Source organism: Paenibacillus sp. GYB004 (assembly GCF_036577605.1).
Taxonomy (GTDB): Bacteria; Bacillota; Bacilli; order Paenibacillales; family NBRC-103111; genus Paenibacillus_AB; species Paenibacillus_AB oceani.
Genome location: NZ_JARBDB010000034.1, coordinates 1 through 25,425 on the forward strand (window position 1 = coordinate 1; position 25,425 = coordinate 25,425).

General features: G+C 53.9%; 20 protein-coding genes and 3 pseudogenes. 16 read left to right on the top strand and 7 right to left on the bottom strand.

Going from position 1 to position 25,425, the window contains the following annotated elements; translation table 11 throughout:
• Positions 1-1,576, top strand: a 1,576-nt coding sequence (locus PV433_RS14515; protein WP_332072806.1) for a sulfatase family protein, incomplete at its 5' end; no start/stop codon positions are given.
• Between the two features lie 53 nt (positions 1,577-1,629).
• On the opposite strand, the pseudogene PV433_RS14520 reads toward PV433_RS14515, so the two are convergent.
• Both PV433_RS14520 and PV433_RS14525 read right to left on the bottom strand, forming a co-directional pair.
• Positions 1,630-1,902 (bottom strand): annotated as a pseudogene (locus PV433_RS14520) (IS110 family transposase); the annotation flags it as partial.
• Between the two features lie 222 nt (positions 1,903-2,124).
• A complete protein-coding gene (locus PV433_RS14525) occupies positions 2,125-3,054 on the bottom strand; it encodes an acetamidase/formamidase family protein (protein ID WP_332072807.1) in 930 nt (309 codons plus the stop codon).
• A gap of 766 nt (positions 3,055-3,820) precedes the next feature.
• On the opposite strand from PV433_RS14525, the gene PV433_RS14530 reads away from it, so the two are divergent.
• Positions 3,821-4,297 (top strand): GNAT family N-acetyltransferase, encoded by a 477-nt coding sequence (locus PV433_RS14530; RefSeq protein ID WP_332072808.1) that lies wholly within the window; start codon positions 3,821-3,823, stop codon positions 4,295-4,297.
• A gap of 102 nt (positions 4,298-4,399) precedes the next feature.
• Positions 4,400-5,122, top strand: a complete 723-nt coding sequence (locus PV433_RS14535) for a cadherin-like beta sandwich domain-containing protein (RefSeq protein ID WP_332072809.1) — start codon at positions 4,400-4,402, stop codon at positions 5,120-5,122.
• A gap of 137 nt (positions 5,123-5,259) precedes the next feature.
• On the opposite strand, the gene PV433_RS14540 is transcribed toward PV433_RS14535, so the two are convergent.
• Positions 5,260-7,122 (bottom strand): patatin-like phospholipase family protein, encoded by a 1,863-nt coding sequence (locus PV433_RS14540; protein ID WP_332072810.1) that lies wholly within the window; start codon positions 7,120-7,122, stop codon positions 5,260-5,262.
• Between the two features lie 477 nt (positions 7,123-7,599).
• Between PV433_RS14540 and PV433_RS14545 the strand changes: the two genes are divergently transcribed.
• The 6 genes from PV433_RS14545 to PV433_RS14570 all read left to right on the top strand — a co-directional run bounded on the left by PV433_RS14545 (position 7,600) and on the right by PV433_RS14570 (position 17,867).
• Positions 7,600-8,001, top strand: a complete 402-nt coding sequence (locus PV433_RS14545; protein WP_332072811.1) for a TetR-like C-terminal domain-containing protein — start codon at positions 7,600-7,602, stop codon at positions 7,999-8,001.
• 448 nt (positions 8,002-8,449) lie between these two features.
• Positions 8,450-9,385 (top strand): dihydrodipicolinate synthase family protein, encoded by a 936-nt coding sequence (locus PV433_RS14550; protein ID WP_332072812.1) that lies wholly within the window; start codon positions 8,450-8,452, stop codon positions 9,383-9,385.
• Between the two features lie 66 nt (positions 9,386-9,451).
• A complete protein-coding gene (locus tag PV433_RS14555) occupies positions 9,452-10,291 on the top strand; it encodes an SDR family NAD(P)-dependent oxidoreductase (RefSeq protein WP_332072813.1) in 840 nt (279 codons plus the stop codon).
• Positions 10,272-11,456 carry a mandelate racemase/muconate lactonizing enzyme family protein gene (locus PV433_RS14560; RefSeq protein WP_332072814.1) on the top strand — a complete coding sequence of 395 codons (1,185 nt, stop codon included), beginning with the start codon at positions 10,272-10,274 and terminating at the stop codon, positions 11,454-11,456. Before PV433_RS14555 ends, PV433_RS14560 begins: the two co-directional genes overlap by 20 nt.
• Before the next feature lie 289 nt (positions 11,457-11,745).
• Positions 11,746-13,065 (top strand): ABC transporter substrate-binding protein, encoded by a 1,320-nt coding sequence (locus tag PV433_RS14565; RefSeq protein ID WP_332072815.1) that lies wholly within the window; start codon positions 11,746-11,748, stop codon positions 13,063-13,065.
• 374 nt (positions 13,066-13,439) lie between these two features.
• Complete coding sequence (locus PV433_RS14570) at positions 13,440-17,867, top strand: stalk domain-containing protein (protein WP_332072816.1); 4,428 nt, start codon at positions 13,440-13,442, stop codon at positions 17,865-17,867.
• A gap of 69 nt (positions 17,868-17,936) precedes the next feature.
• On the opposite strand, the gene PV433_RS14575 is transcribed toward PV433_RS14570, so the two are convergent.
• A complete protein-coding gene (locus PV433_RS14575) occupies positions 17,937-18,755 on the bottom strand; it encodes a helix-turn-helix domain-containing protein (protein WP_332072817.1) in 819 nt (272 codons plus the stop codon).
• 470 nt (positions 18,756-19,225) lie between these two features.
• Here PV433_RS14575 and PV433_RS14580 point away from each other — a divergent pair.
• The 7 genes and pseudogenes from PV433_RS14580 to PV433_RS14605 all read left to right on the top strand — a co-directional run bounded on the left by PV433_RS14580 (position 19,226) and on the right by PV433_RS14605 (position 22,313).
• Positions 19,226-19,640: pseudogene (locus tag PV433_RS14580) on the top strand (DUF1259 domain-containing protein).
• A 143-nt stretch (positions 19,641-19,783) separates the two neighbouring features.
• Positions 19,784-20,011: an NAD(P)-binding protein gene (locus tag PV433_RS34095; protein ID WP_442951525.1), complete on the top strand. Its 228-nt coding sequence runs from the start codon at positions 19,784-19,786 to the stop codon at positions 20,009-20,011.
• A pseudogene (locus PV433_RS14585) lies at positions 19,972-20,504 on the top strand (GMC oxidoreductase); the annotation flags it as partial. The gene PV433_RS34095 and the pseudogene PV433_RS14585, both read left to right, overlap by 40 nt.
• A 35-nt stretch (positions 20,505-20,539) precedes the next feature.
• Complete coding sequence (locus PV433_RS14590; RefSeq protein WP_332072818.1) at positions 20,540-20,713, top strand: hypothetical protein; 174 nt, start codon at positions 20,540-20,542, stop codon at positions 20,711-20,713.
• Positions 20,698-21,150: a YkvA family protein gene (locus PV433_RS14595; protein WP_332072819.1), complete on the top strand. Its 453-nt coding sequence runs from the start codon at positions 20,698-20,700 to the stop codon at positions 21,148-21,150. Before PV433_RS14590 ends, PV433_RS14595 begins: the two co-directional genes overlap by 16 nt.
• A 55-nt stretch (positions 21,151-21,205) precedes the next feature.
• Positions 21,206-21,577: a DUF4180 domain-containing protein gene (locus PV433_RS14600; protein ID WP_332072820.1), complete on the top strand. Its 372-nt coding sequence runs from the start codon at positions 21,206-21,208 to the stop codon at positions 21,575-21,577.
• 343 nt (positions 21,578-21,920) lie between these two features.
• Positions 21,921-22,313, top strand: a complete 393-nt coding sequence (locus tag PV433_RS14605) for a DUF5412 domain-containing protein (protein ID WP_332072821.1) — start codon at positions 21,921-21,923, stop codon at positions 22,311-22,313.
• Positions 22,314-22,573: 260 nt separating this feature from the next.
• On the opposite strand, the gene PV433_RS14610 is transcribed toward PV433_RS14605, so the two are convergent.
• Genes PV433_RS14610 through PV433_RS14620 form a run of 3 tightly spaced genes read right to left on the bottom strand, consistent with a single transcriptional unit; the run spans position 22,574 to position 25,421 of the window.
• Positions 22,574-24,319 (bottom strand): hypothetical protein, encoded by a 1,746-nt coding sequence (locus PV433_RS14610; RefSeq protein WP_332072822.1) that lies wholly within the window; start codon positions 24,317-24,319, stop codon positions 22,574-22,576.
• Positions 24,320-24,334: 15 nt separating this feature from the next.
• Positions 24,335-25,276: a hypothetical protein gene (locus tag PV433_RS14615; RefSeq protein ID WP_332072823.1), complete on the bottom strand. Its 942-nt coding sequence runs from the start codon at positions 25,274-25,276 to the stop codon at positions 24,335-24,337.
• Entirely contained in the window at positions 25,266-25,421 is a 156-nt protein-coding gene (locus PV433_RS14620) for a hypothetical protein (RefSeq protein WP_190932071.1), read from the bottom strand. The genes PV433_RS14615 and PV433_RS14620 overlap by 11 nt, the downstream gene beginning before the upstream one ends.
• Positions 25,422-25,425 lie beyond the last annotated feature (4 nt).

Consider the following 25,425-nt stretch of genomic DNA (forward strand, 5'->3'; position numbering starts at 1 on the left):
AATCTTTCTAAGGAAAGGTGATTTCGATTTGAATATCTTGTTTGCTTTCGCCGACGACTGGGGACGCTATGCCAGCATTTATGCCGAGCACGAAGGACCTGATTCCATCAATAAGCTTATCTCCACTCCGAGTTTCGATCGGATCGCCCGAGAAGGCGCGCTCTTTATGAATGCCTCCGTTCCGGCGCCGAGCTGCACACCTTGCCGCAGTTCCTTGCTGTCCGGCCAATATTTTTGGCAGACTGGTCTCGGCGCCATTCTGCTCGGGGCCGTCTGGGACGAAACGATTCCGACCTATCCGCTTGAGCTGGAGAAAAACGGCTACCACATCGGCCACACTTACAAAGTGTGGTCTCCCGGGAAAACCGCCAATGCTCCGTATGGCGGGAAGCGAACCGCTTATGTAACGGGTGGCGCCAACTACGGCAAGTTTTCTCACCATGCCACCAAGCGCGCGCAGGAGATCGGGATAGAAGCAGCCAAGCGAGAGCTTCTAGACGAAGTTCGAATGAATTTTGACTCTTTCATGGAATCCCGGCCGGAGGGAAAGCCGTTTTGCTATTGGTGGGGCCCGACCAATACCCATCGTACGTGGGAACAGGGATCCGGCAAGGCTCTGTGGGGACTGAATCCAGACGATCTCATGGGCCGGCTGCCCGCATTTTTGCCGGACGTTCCGGAGGTTCGAGAGGATGTTTGCGATTATTTGGGCGAATGCCAAGCGCTGGATACCGGACTAGGCATTATTCTGCAGCGGCTGGAGGAGTTAGGCGAGCTCGACGAGACGCTGATCGTCGTGAGCGGGGACCACGGGATTCCCGGAATGCCGCGAGGCAAATGCAATCTGTACAATATCGGCTGCGAGGTCGCACTCGCTATGCGTTGGCCGGGTCATATCCAGCCGGGACGGATCATCGACGACTTCGTGAACTTGATGGATCTGGCGCCGACCTTCCTGGAGGCGGCGGGGATGCCGGTTCCACAATCGATGACGGGACGCAGTCTGCTGCCGGTTCTGCTGAGCGAGATAAGCGGTCAGGTGGACCCGGGGCGCACCTTTGTCGTGACCGGCCGGGAGAGGCATGTCCCCTCCGCTCGCAAAGGCGAGTTGCCTTATCCGCAGCGGGCCATTCGGACTGAGGAATATCTGTACATCATCAATTTTGAGCCGGACCGCTGGCCAATGGGCGCTCCCCGCGGTCTGGACAATCCGAATACCGTGCCTCCCTCCTACGAGGACTTGCATTGGAAAACCGGAGTCGCCTACGCCGAAATGGATGCTAGCCCAACTAAAGCATGGATGATTCATCACCGAAATGAAGAGGAGATCAGGCCGCTGTTCCGTTTGGGCTTCGGTAAACGCCCGTATGAGGAACTGTACGATTTGCGGAAGGATCCTTTTTATATGGAGAATGTGGCTGACAGACCGGAATATTCGGACATCAAGAAGAAGCTGAACGTGGAGCTGATGGAGGTGCTGCACAAGCAGCAGGACCCGCGGGTAACGGAGAACCCATGCCGATTCGAACATGCGCCATATGCCGGGCCGCTGCAAGCGTTTCAAGATGAACATTGACCCCGCTCGTTGCCGCGTAAATCATGGCTTTTTCTTTGTTAGACCAAGGCTTGCAAGTCGAGGGAAGACTGGGGTTCCTTTACATTAGTCTTTCGACCAGGGACAGCCTTCATGTGTTGGGCGTTTACGACGAGGTATTGAATGTCTTCCGCTTCGAGCAAGTCACGATTGGCTTCCAGGAACACTCCGATGCTCTCCATGGCCACGTGGGTGCAGCGGTGTTCCTTGATCCAGTCAATCAGCTCGAGAAGATAGACGGTGTGGGTGTGGAACGTCCGAATCTCCTTTTGCCCGACAGGGCCTGGAAGGATAACGGGCACGATAATACAGCGATGGAACGATTAATCGCTTTTCTGTGTTTAAAGTAAGGCGTGCTTTTGATCTGCCGCTGGAGCCAGGCGAATCGATCATTTGGTGAGCTGCGGCTGCGCGATGGATGGCCATGGCTGGCGGGATAAATAATAAGAGAATATAATAAAGTCCCAGAAGTCATTGATGACTTTTGGGACGCCCCTTCTAACCAAGTAAATAATATTTCATGGATAATACTACCTGATCGCTCCATAAGGAAGTATTGCGTGTACACCCAGTATTTTATTAGCAATCTGAGTAATACGCAAATCAACAACAAGACTTGCTAAAGCGAGTGCTTCTTTACGATTATACCCATAGAGTTCTTCCATTAAGTCCAACATCCCCTTAAGAGCGATCATCATGGCTTCATTTACGCTCTCATGAAACCCAAACGTAATCCAACCATTTGGTGTTTTTGCACGAGGATACGTGATTTTAATATCATCGCGAACAAAAAAAGTTACATCAACCAGTTCCATCGGACATTCAAGCGCCGGTACTCCAACCTCGCCATCTCCTTGGACGGCATGCCCATCTCCAACAGAAAAAAGTGCTCCTGTAACTGAGATCGGCAAAAACAATGTACTGCCTGCGATTAATTCTTTACAATCAATATTTCCACCCCAAAAGTGTGGTTGCCAGGTTGAATGAAAGCCAGGTTCATCTGGAGCAACACCCATAACACCCATAAAGGGTCTCAAACCTACCTTGTGCCCTAGGTGACTTACTCCTGTCATTGCCTTTGTATCAAGTTCCCAGTTTAAAATAAACTGCTCTCCATCCGCAAGACCCAGCCAATTGTTTATATCATGGGAGAAACCACCGGCGCTGCTCCATCCCCATGAGCCCGTAACAATATCATTAATTCTAACCTCAAGCGTCATTCCAGCTTTAGCCCCATGGAGAGCTATTGGTCCGCAGAGAGCATGTCCTCCATCACCTTCCTGACGTCGTGGAAACTTTTCTCTTTCCCAAAAAGAAGTGTAAGGTCCTATCCCCCATCCAGAGTCTAAAGTACTAAACCGAACTGTGTCACCAGATTGAATGGTCATAATAGGGGAATATTCACGAGAAAATGATCCTCGAATTGATAGACGGTTGGGTTTTACTACATGAATTGTCATAATAATCCCTCCAATTAAAGTTATACGAGAATATGAATTACCATTTTTGTTTGATTTACAAGGGTCTTTTAAAAAAATTTTTCCTAACCTCTAAAGATACTCGGCCTAGCGCCAATATAATCTGCCGATTACTACCATGCTGCGATCGACGCCAAACAAGACATTCTTTTCTTCACGAAGATTTACAATGTTTTGATAAATTTCTTCTTTTGTTGTGAACATGGTTGCCGAAACGTGATGCCAAAAACAGGCGCTGCCCTACCGGCTTCCCATGCCGCTGTAGAAAGGTATACCTCAGCGCAATAGCAGAACGTTAAGACGTAACCACTTATCCACATTATGGAATACCCTTACTTCATATAGTAATAATATTTACTTTATAACGCAATACCCAATTTACGTTGATTTCTACGGCAAATAGAAATTGAGGGCTGGTGCAACAACCAAAAAGGATTAATCTACCCTGCGTGCTTCCTTAAAAGGAGCGACATTCCGTGGTGCACCGAGGTCGCTGGGGTCAGACTAACGGTTGGGTTCGCGACACCATAGCGCATCGCCCCCCCTCGCCAGCCGTAATATAATTATAAAACGCCCCAGACCCAATTTTCATTATCTGTGGTGCCCGACAGGGCCTGGAAGGCTAACGGGCAGATTAGTTTTAAATAAAGTCGCCTTATTTATCTTTATCATTAATGATACAATTTGCTGTACCAACGGATTTTCCAACTGGATAACTACGATTGGTGTGGTATGGGAGGTGTGCAAATTGAACATAAGGATACGGGATGCTGTCGAGACGGATATTGGTGACATCATCATGTTAAGAAGGCAAGTCGATGACTACCATGCATGTTTGAGACCTGAACAATTTATTAGTGCAGATCTGTACAATGAACAGTCCGTAAAGTCCTATTATGAGGCTGAAAAATCCAGGGTGGTTGTTGGCGTTCTTCCGCAAACGGACGAAGTAATAGCTTATGCAGTATTAAATACAGAGAGAACTATTGAAAGATCGATATTTAGACAAAGATCCATGATTTATGTAAACGATCTTTGTGTTAGCGAAGCGTATAGAGGAAAAGGGATTGGACGTGTTATGTTTCAGTTTATTATAGATTACGCAAACCAAATGAAGGTAGATGCAGTTGAACTAGACGTGTATGCAGGTAACAAAGAAGCTGTCGGATTATATGAATCAATGGGCATGAAAGACAAGCATAGACGCTTGGAGTTAAAACTTTAATGAACGGGAATCGGTTACGCTAACGGAAGAACGATAGTTCAATAATGATTAAGACGAGGCTGCCGGATCGGCGGCCTCGCTTGCGCTAACCGGCAGCTTCGGGTGACGGCGGAGAACGGGGTAAGCGTCAAAACATATACCGTTCAGGTCCGGAGATCGGCATCCCGGAATGCCAACTTATCGGGAATACATGCCAACCCGCTTACGCTGGATTTCCAACCGGAGCGATTGAGCTATGAGGCGGAAACAGCGTATGATGTGAAGTCGATCCAGCTGACACCGACCGCAGTGGACAGTCAGGCCAGCGTGCAGGTGCTGCTGAACGAAAAGCCGGTGGAAGCTTCCGCTGGCGGTAACTATGTTATCGATCTTCAACCGGGCGCGAACCTGGTGAAGCTGCTCGTTACGGCGGCTGACGGGGAGAGTAAGAAACTGTACCGACTGACGGTGCAGCGCGCATTCCTGCTGCAGGCCGATGCCGGCGATAATGCCGAACTGCAGTCACTCACCCTTCGCGACATGACGACGATGGCGCCAATCCGCTTGGGCAGTGACTTTGTCCCGGAAATTAAGACGTATAGCGCATCGGCGGATCATACGGCAGCAGCTGTTGCTCTGCGTGCAGTTGTAGCGGATGAGGGCGCTTCGGTTGTGGTTACGATGAACGGGCGACCGGTACCGGCAAATGATCAAGGCATCTATCTCTCCGACGACATCGACTCCTTGCGTGCATCGAAATCGATATATAAGCTGCTCGATGGGGCTATTATCAACTATAATTTGTATGGGAGCCGCTCGATGCTGAAACACTCAGCGCGGATCTGATCCGCCTGCTGCAATGATCAACGAATATTTCGCGTTGGGATTATATCAGTAGGGAGTGGAAATAGTCGGCAATACTTCGCATTCTACGCGACGAGTGTCCGGTACCAACACATAAAGGGGAGGGCGATGCCCACCCTTTACCTGCAAACGAACGTCTCCATTTTCTGTTTGATGGCTTCGAGAGACCCGCGAGTGACGTGTTCACCCGCTTGAATGTAAGATGCGGATGCTTTGAATGTGATTTGGTTGTTTTTCAGCCGTGGGGATAATACGACGTCGGCCAGCTGCAATTCGTCCTGAATCATGCGCTTGCTCATGATATCCATCGTGTTGAGGATCGTTGCCACGAAGTTTTTCGGTTCTTTCTTCATGTCATCCGGCGTGCTGACATCCACCGCAATCACGATATCCGCCCCCATGCTTTTGGCCAGGGCCACAGGCACCGGATGAGCGACAGCGCCATCCAGAAGCAGTTTATCCCCATATTTGACCGGTCTCATCACGCCGGGAATTGCGGTGGAAGCGCAGATGGCGCGAGACACTTTGCCTTGATTGAGGATGCAGGCCTCCCCGTTCACCGCATCGGATGCAACTGCGGCAAAAGGAATGGACAAATCCTTGAAATCGACGGGACCGATATATTTTTCCACGAATCGGACCATAGGGGAGTTGTCGACAATTCCATTCAGCGGCAGTGTCGGGAGTACAAGCTGACCCCAACGTACCGTGGGCAGCACCTTTTCAAAAGCCGAAACAGGCTGCCCGCCTGCGTAAAGTGCTCCGATAAAAGCGCCCACACTCGTGCCGGCGATCAGATCGATCGGAATACCGGCCTGCTCCAACACTTTGATCACGCCGACGTGTGCCGCCCCCCGCACGGAGCCGCTTCCTAAGGCCAGACCGATTTTCGGACGGGCTCCGGGTTCGCGCATACTTCCGAACCTGAGGTGCGAATTGCGGATCTCTTTCCCGCTGCTCCGTATCATTGCATCGTGCACCACGCGCTTCAGTTCTTTAATATTTCCGCCGAGAAAAGGAAAGTCGCTTAACCGGTTCATCGCTTCTTGCGAAATCAAGGATTCGGGGTTCTGGAAGCCCGCTTCGGCAATAAAGGCGTAAACAAGCGCCGGAAGATCTTCATGCCGTTCTCTCAGCGGCGGGATCTCCAGGTGCTCCGCGTCCACGTGAAGCCGGCGGCCTGCGGTCATGATGAAGCGGGTTTCATGCGGCGCATGAACCAGGCGGCGTACAAGATCGGACGGCATACTGTCGGCCTGCTCCAATACAATCGTGCCTCCCTTGGCGGCCCGAACCTTCATTTCCCATTCCTCTGAGTCGAAGCTCCCCCCTTCCACTACGAAAAAGGGATACTCGGACCGTCCCGACCGAGCATGGATCTCCCAGGCAACATGGGATTTTCCGACACCTCTATCGCCGATGATGCACAACGGTTCATTCTTTTGAGACAGCTCGGTAATCTTCTTTCGAATCTGCCGCATGACTCGGCCGTCCCCGATCAACGGCCCGTAGTGGGATTGCCGCTCCTCCTGCAATTGGCGCAAAACTACGGAGCTTCGCGTATATTCCTCCAATACCCGGTGGTTGGTGTTCGTAACCCGTTGAATCATCGCTTCGATCATGTGATTGCGGAACTCTGGGCTTCTGTCCATTAATTGAAGCATGCCCTCACGCGGCATCGATACCGTCCGAACCTGCCCTTGCGCCTGAACCGTCGCGCTCACGGCGCCGCCCGTCAAGCACGACATCTCTCCGACAAATTGCCCCGTTTCCAGCTTCGCTACATGTACCTTGGTTTCGTGCTCTACGTAAACGTTCAATATCCCGTCTAATAGAATATGGAAATGGGCCGTTTCTTGATTTTGACGAAGAATGACGGTTCCATTTTCAAAGGAATGGACTGTCAAATAAGGACGGACCGAGCGCAAATCCTCATCGTTCAGCTTCCCAATGATCGGATATCGAAATATTTCGTCATTCACAACGGAGACATCCTTTCATCTCATGTCATTGGCTGTGCTTGGAATGCCGGAACGCCCATTTCGTTGAAAAAAACGTCACCGCACAGCAACGATGCGGCAATAAACCTCACGTCATTCGCCCGACGCTTTCGGCCGGTACCTGATGTATACCGCCATTGATTTGATTATGGATACCTGTCCTTGGTAGATTACTGTATGTTTGAAAGCGCATTAAAATGGTATAGTTAGGATACATATTGAATTTTCATTGGATACGGTTGGGAAGTCAAGCGAATCCGGAGATAAAGGACATTTGGGGGGAATATGTACCACATTAAACAAGATCAACGGTCAGTCGAGTCCAAGATCAGGTTATATGATGCCTTGTCGAAAAAAATGCGAGAAAAAACTTTTCAATCGGTCACCATTAAGGAGGTGGTCGATAGCGCCCAGGTGGGGAGGTCTACCTTTTACCGCAACTTTGATAATTTGGAGGATGTGTTGGTATGGAAATGCGACGATACCTTCGATGATCTGTACCACAGCATTCTTCAGTCGATCTCGCCACAGACGGATCAGACCGGTACGGGAAAATTTCCGTTTATACTGCCTTTTTTTCGGTATTGGCACGCCGATTCGGAAATCATTGAATTATTGGTCGAAGCCAACCGGTTGGACGTCATCTTTGCCGCATTCGAGGACACCATGAAAAAGCTCGTGCGAATGCTGCCTCCCGCCATGATGAATCGCTCTCCCAACCTGGACTATTTTCTCGCCTTTCGATCGGGGGCGGTCATTCGCGTACTGCTTCAGTGGATTAAAAATCATAAAAATGTGACGCCGGAGGATATGTACAAATTTTTCGAGATGCAATCCGAAGGACTCAGGCTGCATACGTGAATGCCGAAGCTTCGATCCAGGAAGAAGGTCGCCTTCGAAGCGATTTTACGCCTAAACGAAAATAACCCGCTCAGGTTAACGGTTTGCGGGTTATTTTTATTGGTTGTTTGAAGGTGTCCCACCCAGTATTTTGGTTATGGTACTGCAGCCGTCAAAATCCGTACATTCATCCGTATGCTCAATAAGGCGGATTCACGAGCCCAAATGGTTCATCGGACAACCTCCCGGCAAGCAAGAAGCCTTCCTGCTCACTGCAGCAGTGGTTTTGAAGGCTTTTTGCTGTTCGCATTTGAATCTGGAAAAGCGAAGCGGCAGCAGCTAGAGACAGCCCATTGACCCCTCAAGGAAATTATGGATAGAATGCGGCACAAGAATGTGCATGTTTTCCTGAATGCGCTTTTTTTATGATGAAAGGGAATCAATCAATCCGGAAAAAGGGGGAACGCAGATGGGGAAGCGCAATACTGTTCTGGAGGGCGTGTACCCGATTCTCGCTACGCCGTTTACCGAAGCGGGCGAGGTCGATGAACAAAGCCTGCGCGAGCTGGTTCGGTTTCAACTGGCGGCTCAGGTGAACGGGATCGCGCTGTTCGGGAATGCAAGCGAGGCTTATACGCTGCTGGACCGGGAGCGTGAGCGGATCGCCGATATTGTCAAGGAGGAAGTGAGGGGTCGGGTTCCACTCGTATTCGGCAGCGGCCATACGGGGCTGGAAGGCGCTGTCAGCCTGAGCCGATGGGCGCAGCAGGCGGGGGCCGACGCGCTGATGGTGATGCCGCCGCATATGGTTAAGCCGGACGGCCAGCGCATGGTCGAATACTTTACCACGATCGCCAAAGCGGTAGACATCCCGATCATGCTGCAGGATGCGCCGATCGCCAGCGGCGTCGCGATTTCCGTCCCGATCATGGCCAGATTGGCCAAGGACTGCGACAACATTTGCTATGTCAAGGTGGAGGCGCCGCCGACGACGGTGAAAATCACCGAGGTGCTGGAGCAGACGGAAGGACGCCTCGCGGTGTTCGGAGGGCTGAATGGCATTTATTACTGTGAAGAGCTGAACCGCGGCGCGATCGGCACGATGCCGGCGTGCGAGTTCCCCGAGGTGTGCGTTCGCATTTACCGTCTATGGCGGGAGGGGAAGCATTCGGGAGCCCGGGCGCTGTTTTACCGCTACTTGCCGTTTATCCGGATCGGTACGATTGCGGGCTTCGCTACAGCCGTGCATAAGGAAGTGCTGAAGGCGGGCGGGGTAATCGCTTCAGCCCGTGTACGCAATCCGAATGCGCCGATCGACGAAGCGCTTCGCCGCGAGGTGATGGAGACGCTGGAAGGGCTGGATTTGCTGGCGCTGCGCTGGCAAGGGCAAGATGTGCGGGCTTGACCACAGCTTCATATCAGACTCCCCTGTCGCTGGCCGGCAGGGAGTGAGGAGCGGAGGTGCGCTAACATGCTGCTAAGCGGCAGAACGGCGCTCATTACGGGAGCTGCGGGTTCGATCGGCGCGGCGATTGCGAGGCGCTTTGCAGCCGAGGGATGCAGACTGCAGCTGACAGATGTGCATGAAGAGCGTGTCGAGGCTGTGACGGAGGCGCTTCGCCGCGCAGGGGCGGATGCGACGGCGCATCGGATGGATGTCTCGGATGAAGGCGCGGTGCGTCAAGTGTTTGCCGGGCTCGATCGACTCGACATTTTGGTCAACAATGCAGGCCGGACGGGAAGCGGTCTGATCGCCGCCGGCACGCTGGAGGAATGGAGACGATTGATCGACGTTAACTTGACCTCCGTATTCCTCTGCACAAGGTACGCATGGCCGCTGCTCGTACAGTCGCAGACGCCGGCGATCGTCAATATGTCGTCGGTGAATGCGAATCGCGCCAATCCGGGTCTGTCCGCTTACGCTTCGGCGAAATGCGCTATTGCGGCGTTTACGCGACAGACTGCTCTTGAGGGGGCGGCGAGCCGTATCCGGGCGAACTGTGTCTCGCCGGGGCTTACGGTGAGCGAGGAGAAGCAGAAGCAGCTGGCGGCCCAAGCCCGCTTTCGAATCGATACGGATTGCTACCCGCTCGGCCGGCTCGGCAAGCCGGAGGACGTGGCTGATGCCGTGCTGTTTCTGGCCTCCGACATGGCCGCCTTTGTCAATGGCGTCGATCTGGCGGTGGACGGCGGCATGTCGATCCAGTCGGTCAGTGCGCTGGTTCGGCCCGAATTGCGCCGTCGCTGGAAGAGCGGGAGCTACAAGCTGATAGACGAGGAGGAGAAGGACAGTGAAGATTACAGCCGTTGATATCTACATCGTGAAAATACCGCCGGCCCGTCCGGTCCAGCCGGGCGGCAAGCGTTTCCTTGGCGCCGACTATTACGTCAGCGACAGCAACCGCCGTTCTTGCGTCTACTCGGTCAATGCGGAGACGGTGTTCGTCAAGCTGTCTACCGACGAGGGCGTGAACGGCTGGGGCGAACTGCTGGCGCCGACGCACCCGGAGATTGCCGCTACGGTGCTCAAGACTCATTTGGCTCCGCTATTGCTCGGCGCTCGGCCGCTCGACCAGCAGGTGCTGTGGGACCGCATGCTGGATACGCTGCGCGAGCGCGGTTATACCGGCGGCTATCTGGTCGATGCGATGGCCGGACTGGATATTGCCTGCTGGGATCTGAAGGGCAAGGCGCTCGGGCTGCCGGTGTATGCGCTGCTCGGAGGCCGGTACCGGGATAAGCTGCGCTGCTACTGCTCCAGCGTGCCGGGAGGGTCGGTCGAGGAGAAGCTGGAGCATATCGCGCGGCTGCGGGAGGAAGGCTTCCAGGGCGTCAAGATCCATACGTTCGGCAGAGGCAAAGCGTCCGATCTGAAGCTGCTCCAGGCGATTCGCGAGCGGTACGGCCCGGATGAGCTGGATCTGATGTACGACGCTCACGGCAAATGCACCCATTCTGAGGCGTACGGGATCGGCCGGGCGCTGGGGGAACTGGATGCGCTGTTTTTCGAATCGCCGCTTACGTTCGAGGACCGGGACGGGCACAGCAGGCTGGCGGAAGCGATCGATACCGCCGTGGCCGTCGGAGAACCGCTGCGGACGATTTATACGTTCAAGGAATGGATCGCCTCGGGCGCGATCGAGGTGGTGCAGCCGGATATGGGGCGCAACGGCATAACGGAGATGATGCGCATCGGCCATCTGGCGGAGGCGTTTCACCTTCCGTTCGCCCCGCACTTAAGCGCACATCAGGGCATCGGCCATGCGGCCTCCATTCACGTATCCGCCGCGCTGTCCAATTTTATGATCTATGAATACCAGCCGAATGCACTGCGGGTCAGCGCAGATTATGCCCAGGTGCAATTCCGACTGGAGAACGGGCACCTAACCGTACCGGATGCTCCAGGTCTCGGCGTGACGATGGATGAAACGGCGATGCGCCGGTTTGTGACCGCTCATGAACGGGTAGGCGGATAAAGGAAATTTCGGATAAATTTTGTTATAAAAATGTGTATGTTGCTTGCCGGGAGAATTCTTTATCTTAATAGTAAGGGGCAATTATGGATAGATTGACCCGCAAGCTTGAACGAGCCGTCAGTTTTTCGGGAAAGGAGGTCCGCCTCTGCGGCAGATGTCATACCGAAGGGGAAAGCGCTTGTGCTTAGGATACGCCATCAATTTGAATGCGCTTACTTTTGAATAATTTTAAAAATTAAGAACTTTATCCTTTTCATTCAAGGTAACAACATTACAGGGGGGATTTCGAATGAAACGTAAACCGATCATTTGGCCGGCTGCGCTGGCTACGCTCGCCATCGTGACCGCGGCTTGCGGACAAGGCGGAGGAAGCGGCAGTCCGGTGGATGAAAAGCCGTCAGTCAAGGAAGAAGCGCCGCCGCAGCCGGTAACGCTCAAGCTGTATGCGGGGTGGAAAATCACGGATGAGGATTACGAGCAAATCTTTTTCAAGCCGCTGCGGGCGAAATATCCGCATATCAAGGTGGAGACGATCACTGCGTCCGGCGACATTAATATTCGCAACATGGTCGCCGCCGGCGATGTACCCGACCTGCTCATTACCGGCGTCGAAGGGATGCAGAGCCTGCTCGATCTTGGGGTAGCGCTTGACCTGCGCGAGCAGATCAAGCTGCAAAACTTCGACCTGAACCGGCTGGACCCGAGCATTTTACAGACGGTCAAAAGTTTTGGCAAAAACGGAGAAATCGTCGCGCTGCCTTACGGGATGAACTACAATGCGCTGTATTACAACAAAACGCTGTTCGACCGGTTCGGCGTCGCTTATCCGAAGGACGGAATGACATGGGATGAAGTGATTGAGCTGGGCCGGAAAGTGAGCCGCACCGACGCGGGCGTCCAATACCGGGGCCTTGCTTCCAGCAACATCGTGCGCGTCGCGTCTCCCTTTTCCCTGAACCGGTTTGATCCGGCCACCGGGAAGGCGAGCATCAACACGGAGGCATGGAAGCGGGCGTTCCAGACATACCAGGCGATCTTGTCGATTCCAGGCAATACGACGGCGAAGAAAAACTCGGATGAGCTGAACGCGTTCCTGTACGAAAAAACGATTGCGATGTATCCGTTTATCGGGCTGTTCCACCGGATGGCCGAAGCGGCCAAGGGCGGCCTGGACTGGGATCTGGCGACCTATCCGCAGTATCCGGACAAAAAGGGATTGTACGGCGAGGCAGACGGGTACTTCCTGATGATTTCGCCGACGAGCAAGCATAAGAAAGAGGCGTTCCAGCTGATCGGCGCCGTGCTGGACGAAAGCGCGCAGCTCGATTCCGCCAAAAAGGGCGCAAGCGTACCGCCGCTCAGCAAAAAGGAAATTACCGACCAATTCGGCATACAATCCGAAGTGCTGAAAGGCAAAAATGTGCAGGCGATTTTCAAACACCGTCCGGTTCCGTATCATAACAACCCGACGAAATACGACGCCATTGCCGACAGTGCGCTTAATGCCGCAGGCGTCCAATTGTTTACCAATGCGAAGGACATCAACACGCTTATTCGCGAGACGGAAGAGACGATTAACGCGAAGGTGGCTGCGGAAGCCGGCAAGTAAGGGGCAAAGCAGACCGGCCGCCGCGCAGGCGCGTCCCGAGTACGGACGGACGACCGAACCACGCTGCCTCGACAGGCAGCAACTGATTGTCCTGGATAAAAACCGTGGAGGCTGGCAGCAGGTTCTGTCTGCCTCCTCGAGGTCGTCTGCGTATAGAGATTGAAAGCGGGAAAGGAGGGGATGCGACCCGGCGGGCACAGGCAGCCGCAGCGATCGGCATCCTGAACGAGCAGCGTTGAAGCATAGGCGGCTATTAGCGGCCGGATACAAGTCCAATAGGCTTCACGAGATGCGTAAGGGGAAGGAGCAGACAGCGGATAGATGCGCCCGGAAATAGGGGAAGCAGACGCGGGCGTCCATAAGGAGGGAGTGTAATGATGAAGATGCGCTTGAAGAAGACGGCGGCCCTGGTGCTGTCGGCAGCGCTGCTGATGACGGGGATGGGCTTAGGCCCAGACTCGGCGCGGGCGGATTCCGGACCGCTGCCCGACATCAAGCCGGGCAAACATTATATCGTGCTGACGGCGGAAAGCTTTGCGGACCGGATGGGCAGCTGGACGCACCCGGCGGATCGGAGCGGCAGCCCGCTTTCCGCTATTATGATGGGCAAGACGGACGGTCAGAACCACAGCTCCACGCCGGCGCTGGCCAAATACGGCATTCCCGCGGACGGCTTTTACAAAATGATGGTTCACTCCCGTGACTTTGCGGTCAGTCCAGGCGTAAGGCCGTTTCACCTGAAGCTGGACTCGAGGGAACCGGCCGTATACGGCGCGCACGGCAATAACGGATGGTATTGGGAGTCCAGCGGACCGCTGGCGATGATTCGCGGGGAATACGATCTGGAGGCGCTCGATTTTCGCGGCAACTACGCCCGCTTCGATATGGTCGTCCTGACCGATGATCTGGACTTTACCGCCGAAGAAAGCGCGTCCGCACTGCAATGGCTGGCCGCTAATCACAGGTATGTGCCCGGCAGCGTATCGAACGGCGAACCCGATCCGAATCGCCCGCCTGTCGATATTGCGCTGCGTCTGAACGGCAGCTATGTCACCTTGAACGAGGAGCCGGTGATTCGGCAGGGAACGGTGATGGTGCCGTTCGGCGAAGTGTTCGCCGCTTTGGGCGCGGATGTGTCGGTGGACGCGGCGACGTACCAGGAGACGGCACTGCGCAACGGCCAGCGCTTTCAGGTGCGGCCCGGGGAAGATATGGCCAGCGTGAACGGGAGAAACGTCTCGCTCGCGCATCCGGTTATCCGGGAGCAAGGAGCGGCGTTTGCGCCGCTGGAATTTGTGCGCCGCTATTTCGGGGCGCTAACGGCTTGGGACGAAGGGGGGCAAACGGCCGTGATTGTGGCGAATATACCGGCGAACGCGTATTTGTTCCGGCCGGGCAGCTTTGACGAGTTGGGTACGTGGACGATGGAAAGCGGCGTGGACGGCGCTTTCGAAGGCATGCTGCTGCGGGGCGTCAACCCGAGCGGCGCGGGATCTACGCCGGAGGACGGCGATCCGGAATCGACGGAGCCGGCTGTCGCTTCGTTTCAGGTCCATCAGGCCGGGACGTACAACGTATGGGTGCGCTCGCGGGATTTCGCGACCAACCAGCCGGGAACGCGCTCCTTCCATGTCGGGCTTGACGGGCAGATGCTGCCTCAAACGTTCGGTACCCATGGTTACGAAGGCTTCAGATGGGCGTCAGGTGGAACGGTGGCGCTTGCGGCCGGGGCGCATACGCTGGAGCTGTACGATACGTCCGGCTTTTTTGCCCGCGCGGACGCGGTGCTGCTGACGGCGGATTTGCAGGCGACTCCGCCTGAATCGTACAATTCCTTGCTGCAGCTGGCTGTACCGCTCGGAGGGGAAGCAGAGCGTTTTCCGGCCTGGGCGCTGAGCGATGCAGCGCCGACCGCCAGTACGACGATACAAAACGACCATACCAAGGTCGTCTTCTACAAGGTGCCGTCGGCAAACGGCCAAGTGGTGCAAAATGAAGTGTATGCCAAGTCGGAGGGCGTGTGGATCAAGACGAAGGACCGCTCGGAGGAGCTGGGTTATGTCGTGCTGGCGGCCGATGCGACTTCGACAGTCTCCACATCGCAGGACATGTATATGTTCAGAAGCCGCTTCAGCACGGCTGCCGCTCAGCAAAAAGGGTATGCGGGCACCGATCTGTATAAGTCCGGCCGGATAAACTGGTTCATTCCGGTCGATTACGCGACGACGCCGGAGGGCGGAGTAGAGCTGCTGTTCGACCAGCCTTTGGCGGATTTCAGCGCGAGTTGGCAATTGGAGGGCAACCATCCGGCGCCGAAAGTAACGGTGGGCGCGACTTTCCACGAGGCGGGAAGTTATTCGATCGGCGCGTGGGAAGGCCGGGAATTTACAGATGACCGCTATTCGTTCGCCCTGGCGCCTTACCGGGTGCTCGGCAAGCGTATTGCGCCCGAGGCGGGGCTGATGACCGAGCAGCATTTGTTTACGCCGATGGGCACGATTACCCTCGGCCCGGACAACAGCTATGCGCCTGGCCGAGCGGTAACGAAGGGGATCGCCGCCGAGCCGTCCTGGATTCCGCTGCGCTGGGTATACGGCAATAACGGCGCGTTCGGGATCACGATGCGCGGCACCGGCTACAGCCCGCGCGGGTCGATCTTCGCACCGGTGCTCGGCTCGCCGGAAGCGAACTTTGCCGCTGAGCAAAGCTACACGCTTCAGTATCGCGTGATCAGCCAGGTGGCGGACTGGTACGATACGTACAAATTCGTGGCCCAGGATCTGTTCGGCGTCCACGATTACCGTCAAAACGTAACGAGCACGCTGAACGACGCGATCTTTAATACCCGGCAACTGATGCTGGACGATCATTTCGGCGGCTGGGACCCGTACGACAAAGCCCACTATAATATGGAAGGCAAAAATACGACTTCGTCAGCGAACCCGATGCAGGCGCTTCAGGACTATTTGCTGACCGAGGACAAGGAGATGCTGACCCGCCGGGCGATTCCGACTCTGGCGAATTTGCTGACCCGCAAAGGGCTGCACTTCAACCGGACGAACGATGAGGGCGGGGTTCATCAGGTCGGCGATGTGCCGAAGCCGATCGGCGATCCGATCAGCGGGTACAATCTGAATGTCGTCGGCGGCTTGTACGAAATGACGCGCGGTGCCGTGCCGTATTTGTACGAATACGGTCTGCAGAAGGGGATGTCGTCGGTCACGAACTCGTACGGCTCGATCCCTGCCTTCGCCAACAATTTGGCGCTGTACAAATATACCGGCGATCCGGCGTATTTGACGCAGGCCCGTCAGCAGGCGCAGCAGTATGTGACCAATGTCGTCTACCAGCCGCAAACCGAGCCGGTGAACTGGTCCAGCTTTATCTATATCTCCTACTACCCGAACCTCGCGTCCTTGCTGGATTTGTATGAAACAACCGGCGATCTGCAGGATCTGGCGGTGGCGGAGCAGGTAGCCCGCTGGCTGGTAACGACGCTGTGGGTGCCGGGAATCGACGGCGCGAAGCTGAACCAGCCGGTTACGGTCAATGATATCAATCAGTTGAAAAGCGTTTTCCATTATGGCAATGAAGGCAATCCGAATTTCTGGTGGCATGGCGATCAGCAGGAGCGGATCGGCCGGCCGACGGGAGATCCCGGCAATTTGGCAAGCAATGTGCGGATCGAGCAGCAGATGACGCAGGAGCCGGCATGGATTCCGTCGCGCGTCGGACTTGGTCTGGAGCAGGCGTCTACCTTCGGCCGCAGCTCCAACATTATTATGTCGAGCTGGGTCGGCGATTTGCTGCGGCTGTCCGAATATACGGGCGATACGTATTTTGCCGATACGGCGCGCAACGCGATTGTCGGCCGGTTCGCCAACTATTCCGGCTACTACCAGAATACGTTCTCCACGTTCCAGCAGCAGGCGGATTACCCGCTGCTTGGGCCGGACTACACGGGCATCTACTGGCATCATTTGCCGCCGTTCCTGGCGATGCTGGAGGACTTCCTGTTCAATCAGACCCTTCTCTGGTCGGAAGGACGTATCGCCTTCCCTTCGCTGCGCCAGCAGGGATACGCCTACTTTAATTCGAATCAGTACGGTCATGAACCGGGGCAGTTTTTCGGAGAGCAGGGCATGTGGCCCTGGCTGGACGAGGGCATTGTCACGACGGACAGCATCCAGTTCGACTGGCTGGCGGCGCGCAAAAATGGCGTGCTCGGCGTCGCGCTGCTCAACGAAAGCGCGGACAGCGTCACAGCCCAGGTGTATCTGGGCAGCAAAGTGCCCGGAGGCGGCAGCTATTCCGGCAAGGCGGAGCTGTATGAGCCGAACGGCGGCATGACGGAAGTGGATGTGGTTCAGGGCAGCTTTGCAGTGACGATCCCGGGCAAGAGCCTGCGCGCGGCGATATTGCGCATCCCTGGCGTCCAGGAGCCTGCCTTTGCCCGGATGAGCTATGTGCTGGACGGAAACCCCGACCTCGGGCAGACCGTATCCGAGCACGCGTACGGCAAAGCGATGGTGCTCCAGATGAGCCCGGAATCGTATTATGCCTATGTGTATATGACGGATAAGCCGGATCAGACGCAGAGCGTATCTTTCTACTACCGGATCGGCGACGGACCGGAGCAGGTAGAGACGACGAACGTGTATCCGTACGAGGCCATTATCGAAGTGCCTGACAGCTCGAAGAGCTTCACGTACCGGCTGGAGGCGACAACCGCGACCGGTATCCGCAGCATCGCCGGAGGTACGATTGCGCCGATGGTGACTGCTGGCGGAGGCTCGGAGTAAGCGAACAGAAGAAGCCCCCGATTCTCCGCGATTGCGAAGGAGTTCGGGGGCCTTGTTCGTTGCGTGCGCCTACAGGCGGCTCGCTTTTCGATACTGCGACGGGGTCGTTTTCTCATTTTTGACGAAAACGCGGTTCAAGTAAAAGCCGTTTTGGTAGCCGCAGCATTCGGAGATGCTGTCGATCGTCATGCGCGTTTCGAGCAACAGCGTTTTCGCTTTTTCCAGACGCAGCGAGGTCAAGTAACGGAGCGGCGTTATCCCGTAGCAAGCGCTGAACCGCTTGGTCAGCTGCGCCGGAGAAATACCGAGATCGGCCGCGACCGTTCTCAGGTTCAATTGCGAGAACGCATGCTGCTGAATCAGCGACTGCGCTTCCTGCATCAGCGGGTCAGTTTGGATGCTTTTGGACGAAATGCTCTGCATAAAGCCTTCTCCGAGCTCATCGCAGTAAAGCAGCCATATATCCAGACAATAGTGCGAGTACTGCGGCAAGCTGATATCGGAAGGCCAAGATTGCCACTTGCGCATCAAATTGTAGTTATGGGTAAGGCGGCTCGTGTCAAACAGGCTAACTTTTCCGATCGGCAGCATGCTTTCATCATGGGGCGGCCCTTCGTCTGAGGGACGCCAGGTCAGTTCGAAGTAGTAGAACGTAAGGGGCGTATTGATCACCCGGCGAAAGGGGACGCCTGGCGGACAAAGCACCAGATCGCCGAACGTCGCGGAGCCTTTTTGGTCGCCGATCTCATAATAAAACGAGCCCGACTCGATCGCGAACATGACCCAAATGTCGTATGTATCCTCATATAGCAAAAAACGTTCTTTCTCAAGCCAGTAGATGCTGAGTTTCACACGCGGATGCAGGCCAGAGAGCATCGTTTTCCCCATCTGCTCGCTCCTCCTCCTGTCCATGTTGTGCAGCGAAGTGAAATCCCTTTCATTATAAAGCAAAACGCGGGCTCCTCCAATGCCAAGTTTGAGATCATTTGGGTCGAGAGGCTCATTGCTTTGGCGAACTTTCATATACAGCTGGTGAGAATGTTGATCGTCATGCCCCCCGATCCCATTATGAACCCGGAAACAGGAATTTCCATCATTAAGCTCCTTTTGGATTGAGGTACGTTCAGGATCAATCTACGGGGAATCAGATTTGTCACGAAACGGCAATCGCCTATATTCCAAAACTGAAATATTAAGGGCTTCTGTAAAGCGGGAAAGTAAGAAGATTTCAAAAAAAACAAAAAGGGCCGTTGTAGGATTACAAGCTATGACTAAAAAATGCTGATAATTTGGGTTTTCGCATAGCCAAACTCCTCGGGACGGTAATACGATGTTTCAAACCCGTGAGGAGGTTAATTATGGCAAATGTGAAAGCAAGTCCGCAATTCATCAGATTATGCAACCAATTCTCGAGAATATTAGGTGGGGAACATGAAATCGACCCAGGGCCCGTTTGTTTTGTCAGCCGGTCTAGAAGACTGAACGCGACCATTTTGGGAAGACGAACGACTTCGCCTTTGGTTCGGTACCAGCTGTTTTCCTTCGAATCCCTGGATAGATCGGGACGAGCGCTTTGTTTAGGCGAAACAGCTGTTTCAGAATCAGGCCAACCGGCTGATCCGCAACCTTCAAAGAAACGGCATTAAAGTAACGGCTCTTCACAACCACTGGTTGAATGAGAATCCCCGATTAATGTACATTCACTGGGAGTCCATCGATAATCCCATCGCTTTTGCAAGGAAAACGAAACGGTCGATAGCCTTCTTGGGTTAAGGCCTTTCGAAACATTCAAAGAGTGAACTTCCCGGGAGGGAAGTCCGCTCTTTTTTTATGGTAAGCCCGGCACAACTGATCTCCAACAGCAATACACTGCATTAGCCTAATACAGAATAAAAAACCGAGGGAGATTAGCGGGAATGAAGCGTGCACAGGAAAACGAAAAATGGACATTCGACTACGTTGTAATCGGAACCGGTCCAGCTGGGGCAGTCATTGCCAAAACGCTGTCGGACGATCGCAAAACATCGGTCCTTGTATTGGAAGCAGGTGAAAATAAAGATAACGATGCCCCGACGCACTTGAGCTTGAAGAACGTTTTTTTACGCTTCGCGTACTGTTTTCGAAAAGACGTGCTGTCGGCGTAGAGTTTCTTAAGGAAGGGAAATGCGTCCGCGCCTACTGCCGCAAAAAAGTCATTGTGTCCGCAGGAATCAACAGCGCTCAGCTATTGATGCTTTCCGGCATAGGCCCCTCATCGCTTCTTCGGAAGGCGGGCATTCCGGTTGTAGTCGACAATCCGAACGTTGGACAGCATCTCCGTAATCATACGCTTAATTCCGCCGTATTTAGCGTCAATAAGAACGATATCCCGGCGAATACCGACCCGAATGCCTTATTTACAGGCGGCGCTTTCCTGCCGGATCCGATCCTTCATTGGATATTATCGATAGCGACGACAAGCTCGAGGAATTTATTAAGGAAAATTTCGGCCATAATCACCATCAGCAGGGCTCGCTTCGCATGGCTCCGCTGAACCGGGGCGGTGTCGTCGATCGTCGGGGGCACGTGCACGGCATCAAGGACTTGGTCGTTGCGGATGATTCGCTCATCCCATTCACGGTTGACGGCTCCGGATCGAACGTAAACTTACTCAGCAGGAGTTGGGAGACTTATTGGGGATTACTGCTCAAGCCGTATCGAAATGGGAAACAGGACAAGCAACAGTCAAGATCCCGGTCCTTACCAGTAGGACGGAATACGATCGTTCAATCGTTGCGCTATCGAGCAGCAGTGTGTGGTATGATAGTGGAAAACGTCAAGGTGAACGGGTATGTTTGATAAATTAAAGGTATGGGCCAAACAGCTAAAAAGAAAAGTTTATGTTCTTTACTTTGCATACAAGGATAAACAAACACCGTGGTATGCAAAAGTTTTCGCCATGTGTGTTGTCGCTTATGCTTTTAGTCCGATAGATTTGATTCCAGATTTCATACCTATTCTAGGATATCTGGATGATCTGATACTGATTCCGTTAGGTGTTGCGTTAGCATTGAAGATGATACCAAGTGCTGTGATGCAGGAGTGCATTTTAAAAGCGGAAGAACGGATAGAGGCTGGGAAACCAAAAAATTGGCTTGCAGGGGGCTTAATAATCATGGTGTGGCTAGCCGTTTTCCTAATGGTTTCTGCTGCTGCATACCGATATTTATTCAACCAAGGAGCGATAGCTCAATCGTTACACGACGGCAGCCAGCCAAAATGTGGGGCTGCCTCGTTGCGCTAACGGGAGTTGGGCCGACAATGTGAATAGCAATTTCTCAACGAAAGGTGGAATAAAAATGAATATATATATCGACCAAAATGGTGATTCAAAGGTCGCAATTGCAGATAGCACTGACGTCATCATACACGATGTTCAAGATGCATTGGATTTAATGGCTTCTATTAGTTATAACAACAATGGATGCTATAAAATATTGATCAACAAATCGAACATAACGGAAGATTTCTTTGAGCTAAAAACCGGTCTTGCAGGTGATGTACTGCAGAAATATGCGAACTACAAGGTTAAGCTCGCTATTGTTGGAGATTTCGATGAGTATAACAGCAAAAGCTTGAAGGATTTTATTTATGAGTGTAACAATGGCAAGCAGGTATTCTTTTTAAAAGATAAACAGGATGCACTTCACGCTCTTCATAGTATTATATAAATCCCTCTAGTACCAAGGTTGTTTATAGCTGATGTACTAAGTATAACTTCCTTCTGTAAAGTGTTTGGACATCGAGAGGAGCCAGACGTTCAGGTACGATGGAGGCTAAACGGATCGCGCTTGAGGTTCCAGTGGATGTCAATAAAAAGTATCAAAAGTGTATAGAAAATAATAGCTACGATTCCGACGTATCCTACTTTTTCGAAATATGCCTCGACCCATCTATCAGCTAAATACATAGATAGATTCCTCCTTGATAAATAAAACAACTCCTCTGAAATTTACTATATAATAACATCTAATGGTTGATGGTATTCATAATTACGGTTATAGAGGATAAAATATGAGAAAAGTGCTAATTGGTATAGCAGTTTTATTGTCGATTATTAGCATCATTACTGGCTATCTCATTTATTCCTTTTTTTTCTCATTAAGTCACTTACCTGAGGGTGAGTTAGTAAAACAGATAGATTCCGCCAACAAAAGCTATACGATCAATATGTACCTGGTAAATGGAGGAGCTACAACAGGCTATTCGATTCGAGGCGAGTTGGTAGACAATAAAAAAGGATCGAAGAAGAATATGTACTGGGGCTATCGTGAAGAGCAAACCAATGTAACTTGGTTAGACGACCACACCGTTACAATAAATGGTCATAAGCTCGATGTCAGAACAGATACGTATGATTGGAGACGGAAAAAAGGCTCGACCGCCGGGACCGCCCATCCGCACTAGGAGCAGGCGATCTGGAACGTCAGCGGAAGACTTACTTCCTCTAATCGATTCGTACAGCTGCAAAGTAGGGCAAAGCGGAAGAAAAACTGCCGTTATTTCTTGAAAATGCGGCCGAATGAGGCCCGGTAGGGAGGGATAGGGGAAGTAAAGCTTCCGCTATCCCTTATTTATGCATGTAGCCCTAGCGATAAAGGAAATGAAACTTCCACCACGATCGTTCAGTCAAAGAGAGCAGGGCGGTCCGATTGATGCTCCGGCATCTATTGCTGCGCCTCCGACACGGCTACGATCATCGCGCTGACCGTCCATTCTCCGCGCTTGATGTCCTCGCTGCCCGTCCAGATGCCGGTAATCGTCGCCTGACCGGGCTTCAGCTTCATCCCGGTGAGCACGATCGTTTGCCCGCCCTGCACGACGAACGCTTTATCGTTGTCGACCGTGGAGATCGTGCAGCGGAAACGAACCTTCACGTTTTTGTAGCTGCTCAGCTCGGCCAAGTTAATGTCCGTAAAGTCGGGCTTGACCCGGCTGAACGCGAATTGGCCGCTGCGGTATTCGTACAGCGATATCCGTCCCGCTCCTTTGCCGGTATCGTTGTCGACGGCCAGGACGCCCGGGCGCTCCTCCCGGTAGCCGTCCGCTTCGAAATCGAACAGCTTGCGCAGCCCGGACGACGTGTAGTCGTAGGCGATGTACCGGGAGGCGCGGTCCGCCGAGGCCGCTTGCAGCAGCAGTGCCTGCGCTCCTTGCTGAGCGGGGCTCTCCGCCGCTCGCAGCTCCTTGATCTTCGCGTTTTTGTCCAAGGACGCTTCCAGCGTGTCCACGGTTTTATCGCCCTTCATTTGGACGAGCACGAGCTTGTTATCGGCGGTAATCCCGGCGGCGTACACAAGCGCGCCGAACTGGGACTGGCCCGTTACGACGCTCGAGAATGCGGCGTCCGGCATCGCCTTTTGCAGCAGATGCTTCGGATCGGCCGTCGCCCAAGCGAGCTCGGCGTCCTTCAGCTTTGCGGACGTATCGCGGTAAGTGCCGAGCGTCTCGTACAGAGCCACAGCGCCGGCAAATTTGCCGGCGCTAACGAGCTGATCGGCGGCCGCAAGCTGACTTTTGTAGCTGTCCTGAATCAGCTTTAACGATTTGGAGCCGGATACGGCCCAATCCTTGGCCGCTTCGAATTGTTTGGCCGTCTGGAAAAAGGTAGCCCAATCTTTGGCCGCCAGTTGGGCGGACAACCGGGCAAACACGACCTGCTCGACCTTCGGGAGCAGCCAATCCGCTTTTTTGCCGTATTGCTCATACAGCTTCTTCAGCCGTCCGCCTTCGTTGAATAGATCGGCGATTCCTTTCTGGGCGCTCCACGCGTCGATGCGGGCCGAATCGTAAGGCGTCAGCAGGGTACGGATCTTCTCGTTTTTTTGCCGTTCTCCGCCGTAAAAATCCGCGGGCAGCAGCATCAGGGCGATGGCCGGCTCGTCCGAAAACGACTTGCCCGCGATCCCGGTGCGGATCTCGTTCTCCGCCTTCTCCGCGGCGCGCGCCAGCGCATTCGCCAGCTCGTCCTCGATGCCGTCCGCTGCGGCAAATTCCGCGAAGCTTTCGGCAATGAGACCTTCCTCGGCGAGCGCCGCCTTTTTCCTCTCCCCGTATTCGGCATAGACGCCGATCAGCGCCTGAAGCTCGCCGTTGCGATCCGCGCTTTGGATTCGGCCGGCCAACTGGCTGAGCTCGTGCCGGATGGCGGTCACGGGCTTCAACTCGTCCGCCTTTTGCGTTATATCGGTATCTTTGTAGCTGATCCACCGGTTCTGCACGACTTTGGCTGCGTATAATTCCGCCTGCACCCAGTCCTGTTCCGCGTACAGCAGGAGCGCCCGCTCATAGTCTTTCACCTTCATGTAGCCGTTGTACAGCTTGCAGGCCGCAACGCCGAGCAGAACGAGCATGAGGACGAAAGCGGCAACCCGCAGACGTAAGGCGTTCCTATAGGATAGGGTAAGTTGCATAACGTCTTTTCCTTTCTAAAACATTCCCTGGAAATCAGGATCGGAGGCGTAACGGGTCTGGGCCGTTTCTTTGCATTTCGCGTAAAGCTCGTTGCGCTGCTGGACCGGCGTATCCGCTAGGAGCTTGCATAACCGATGAAACCTTTCCTTTGGCAATTCGTCTAAGTAATCAATGATGAAGCGAGGGTACATCTGTACATATTTTTTCATGCGCAGAGCGCTGCCGGCCATCGAGACGAGGAATTCCCGGCCGCCCTCCATCGCTTCGATTTGCGGACGGAAGGCGACGACATAATCGAGCGCGCTGTGCCGGACCAGCTGCCTGTTCACTTTGACTGCATCGCGCATGTACAGGACGAATTCCGGATCGAACTTTTTCGGGACGAGCGGATCGAGCTCCAGCTCCATGTCTTTACGGATGTAGAAGCGGCGCAGGCAGGCGATTTTGCGCTGTTTGATGGACTCGTTGTTCAACAAATGTCCGATCTCCCGGAGCTTCTCATACGCCTCCTTCGGATGGTTAGCGCTCATATCGCCGTCGGCTTCCTGCAGGTCGGCCCGGAGTCCCTTGAGGATAGCCGGGGTATGATCGACGAGCACCTCATGGAACCGGTACAGGTCGGCGTAAGGTTTGTAACGTTTGCGGAGAAGAAAGAGCAGGGCAAGGAACGCGGCTCCTCCGATCCCGGCGGCGGCGATCTGCATCCAATCGTTCGCCAGAACGACGGCCAGCGCCACAAGAGCGACCGCGCCGAATGCTTCCGCCATCGGCAGCACCCGGTTCAGGGAGGCGATGTAGCGGGCGACGGGGATGAACTTCCCGGTTGCTCCGCATTCCTTACAGCGGTCGTCGAACAGGACCGAGTAGGCTCCGCATTTTTTGCAAGTTTTTAAACGCTCGAAGGCGCAGGACGTGTTCCTGCTCGAGCGGAATTGGACGGCGAGCTTAGTCGGCATGGGCGCTGTCCCCCATCTTCAATCGGTTGATCAGGGAGGAATCGATCTGCTCGCGGGTTATCGCTTTTTTCTTATAGGCGTGATAAAACGCCCATTTTACTAGAAGGTATATCGCTGCGGCGATCAACAGGATGTAAGTCAGCATAGTC

Coding starts and splice junctions, on each gene's coding strand:
- PV433_RS14555 (WP_332072813.1), top strand. CDS start 9,452: ATGCTGCTAAGCGGCAGAACGGCGCTCATTACGGGAGCTGCGGGTTCG.
- PV433_RS34095 (WP_442951525.1), top strand. CDS start 19,784: ATGAAGCGTGCACAGGAAAACGAAAAATGGACATTCGACTACGTTGTA.
- PV433_RS14550 (WP_332072812.1), top strand. CDS start 8,450: ATGGGGAAGCGCAATACTGTTCTGGAGGGCGTGTACCCGATTCTCGCT.
- PV433_RS14605 (WP_332072821.1), top strand. CDS start 21,921: ATGAGAAAAGTGCTAATTGGTATAGCAGTTTTATTGTCGATTATTAGC.
- PV433_RS14565 (WP_332072815.1), top strand. CDS start 11,746: ATGAAACGTAAACCGATCATTTGGCCGGCTGCGCTGGCTACGCTCGCC.
- PV433_RS14615 (WP_332072823.1), bottom strand. CDS start 25,276: ATGCCGACTAAGCTCGCCGTCCAATTCCGCTCGAGCAGGAACACGTCC.
- PV433_RS14525 (WP_332072807.1), bottom strand. CDS start 3,054: ATGACAATTCATGTAGTAAAACCCAACCGTCTATCAATTCGAGGATCA.
- PV433_RS14610 (WP_332072822.1), bottom strand. CDS start 24,319: ATGCAACTTACCCTATCCTATAGGAACGCCTTACGTCTGCGGGTTGCC.
- PV433_RS14575 (WP_332072817.1), bottom strand. CDS start 18,755: ATGGGGAAAACGATGCTCTCTGGCCTGCATCCGCGTGTGAAACTCAGC.
- PV433_RS14620 (WP_190932071.1), bottom strand. CDS start 25,421: ATGCTGACTTACATCCTGTTGATCGCCGCAGCGATATACCTTCTAGTA.
- PV433_RS14600 (WP_332072820.1), top strand. CDS start 21,206: ATGAATATATATATCGACCAAAATGGTGATTCAAAGGTCGCAATTGCA.
- PV433_RS14595 (WP_332072819.1), top strand. CDS start 20,698: ATGTTTGATAAATTAAAGGTATGGGCCAAACAGCTAAAAAGAAAAGTT.
- PV433_RS14570 (WP_332072816.1), top strand. CDS start 13,440: ATGATGAAGATGCGCTTGAAGAAGACGGCGGCCCTGGTGCTGTCGGCA.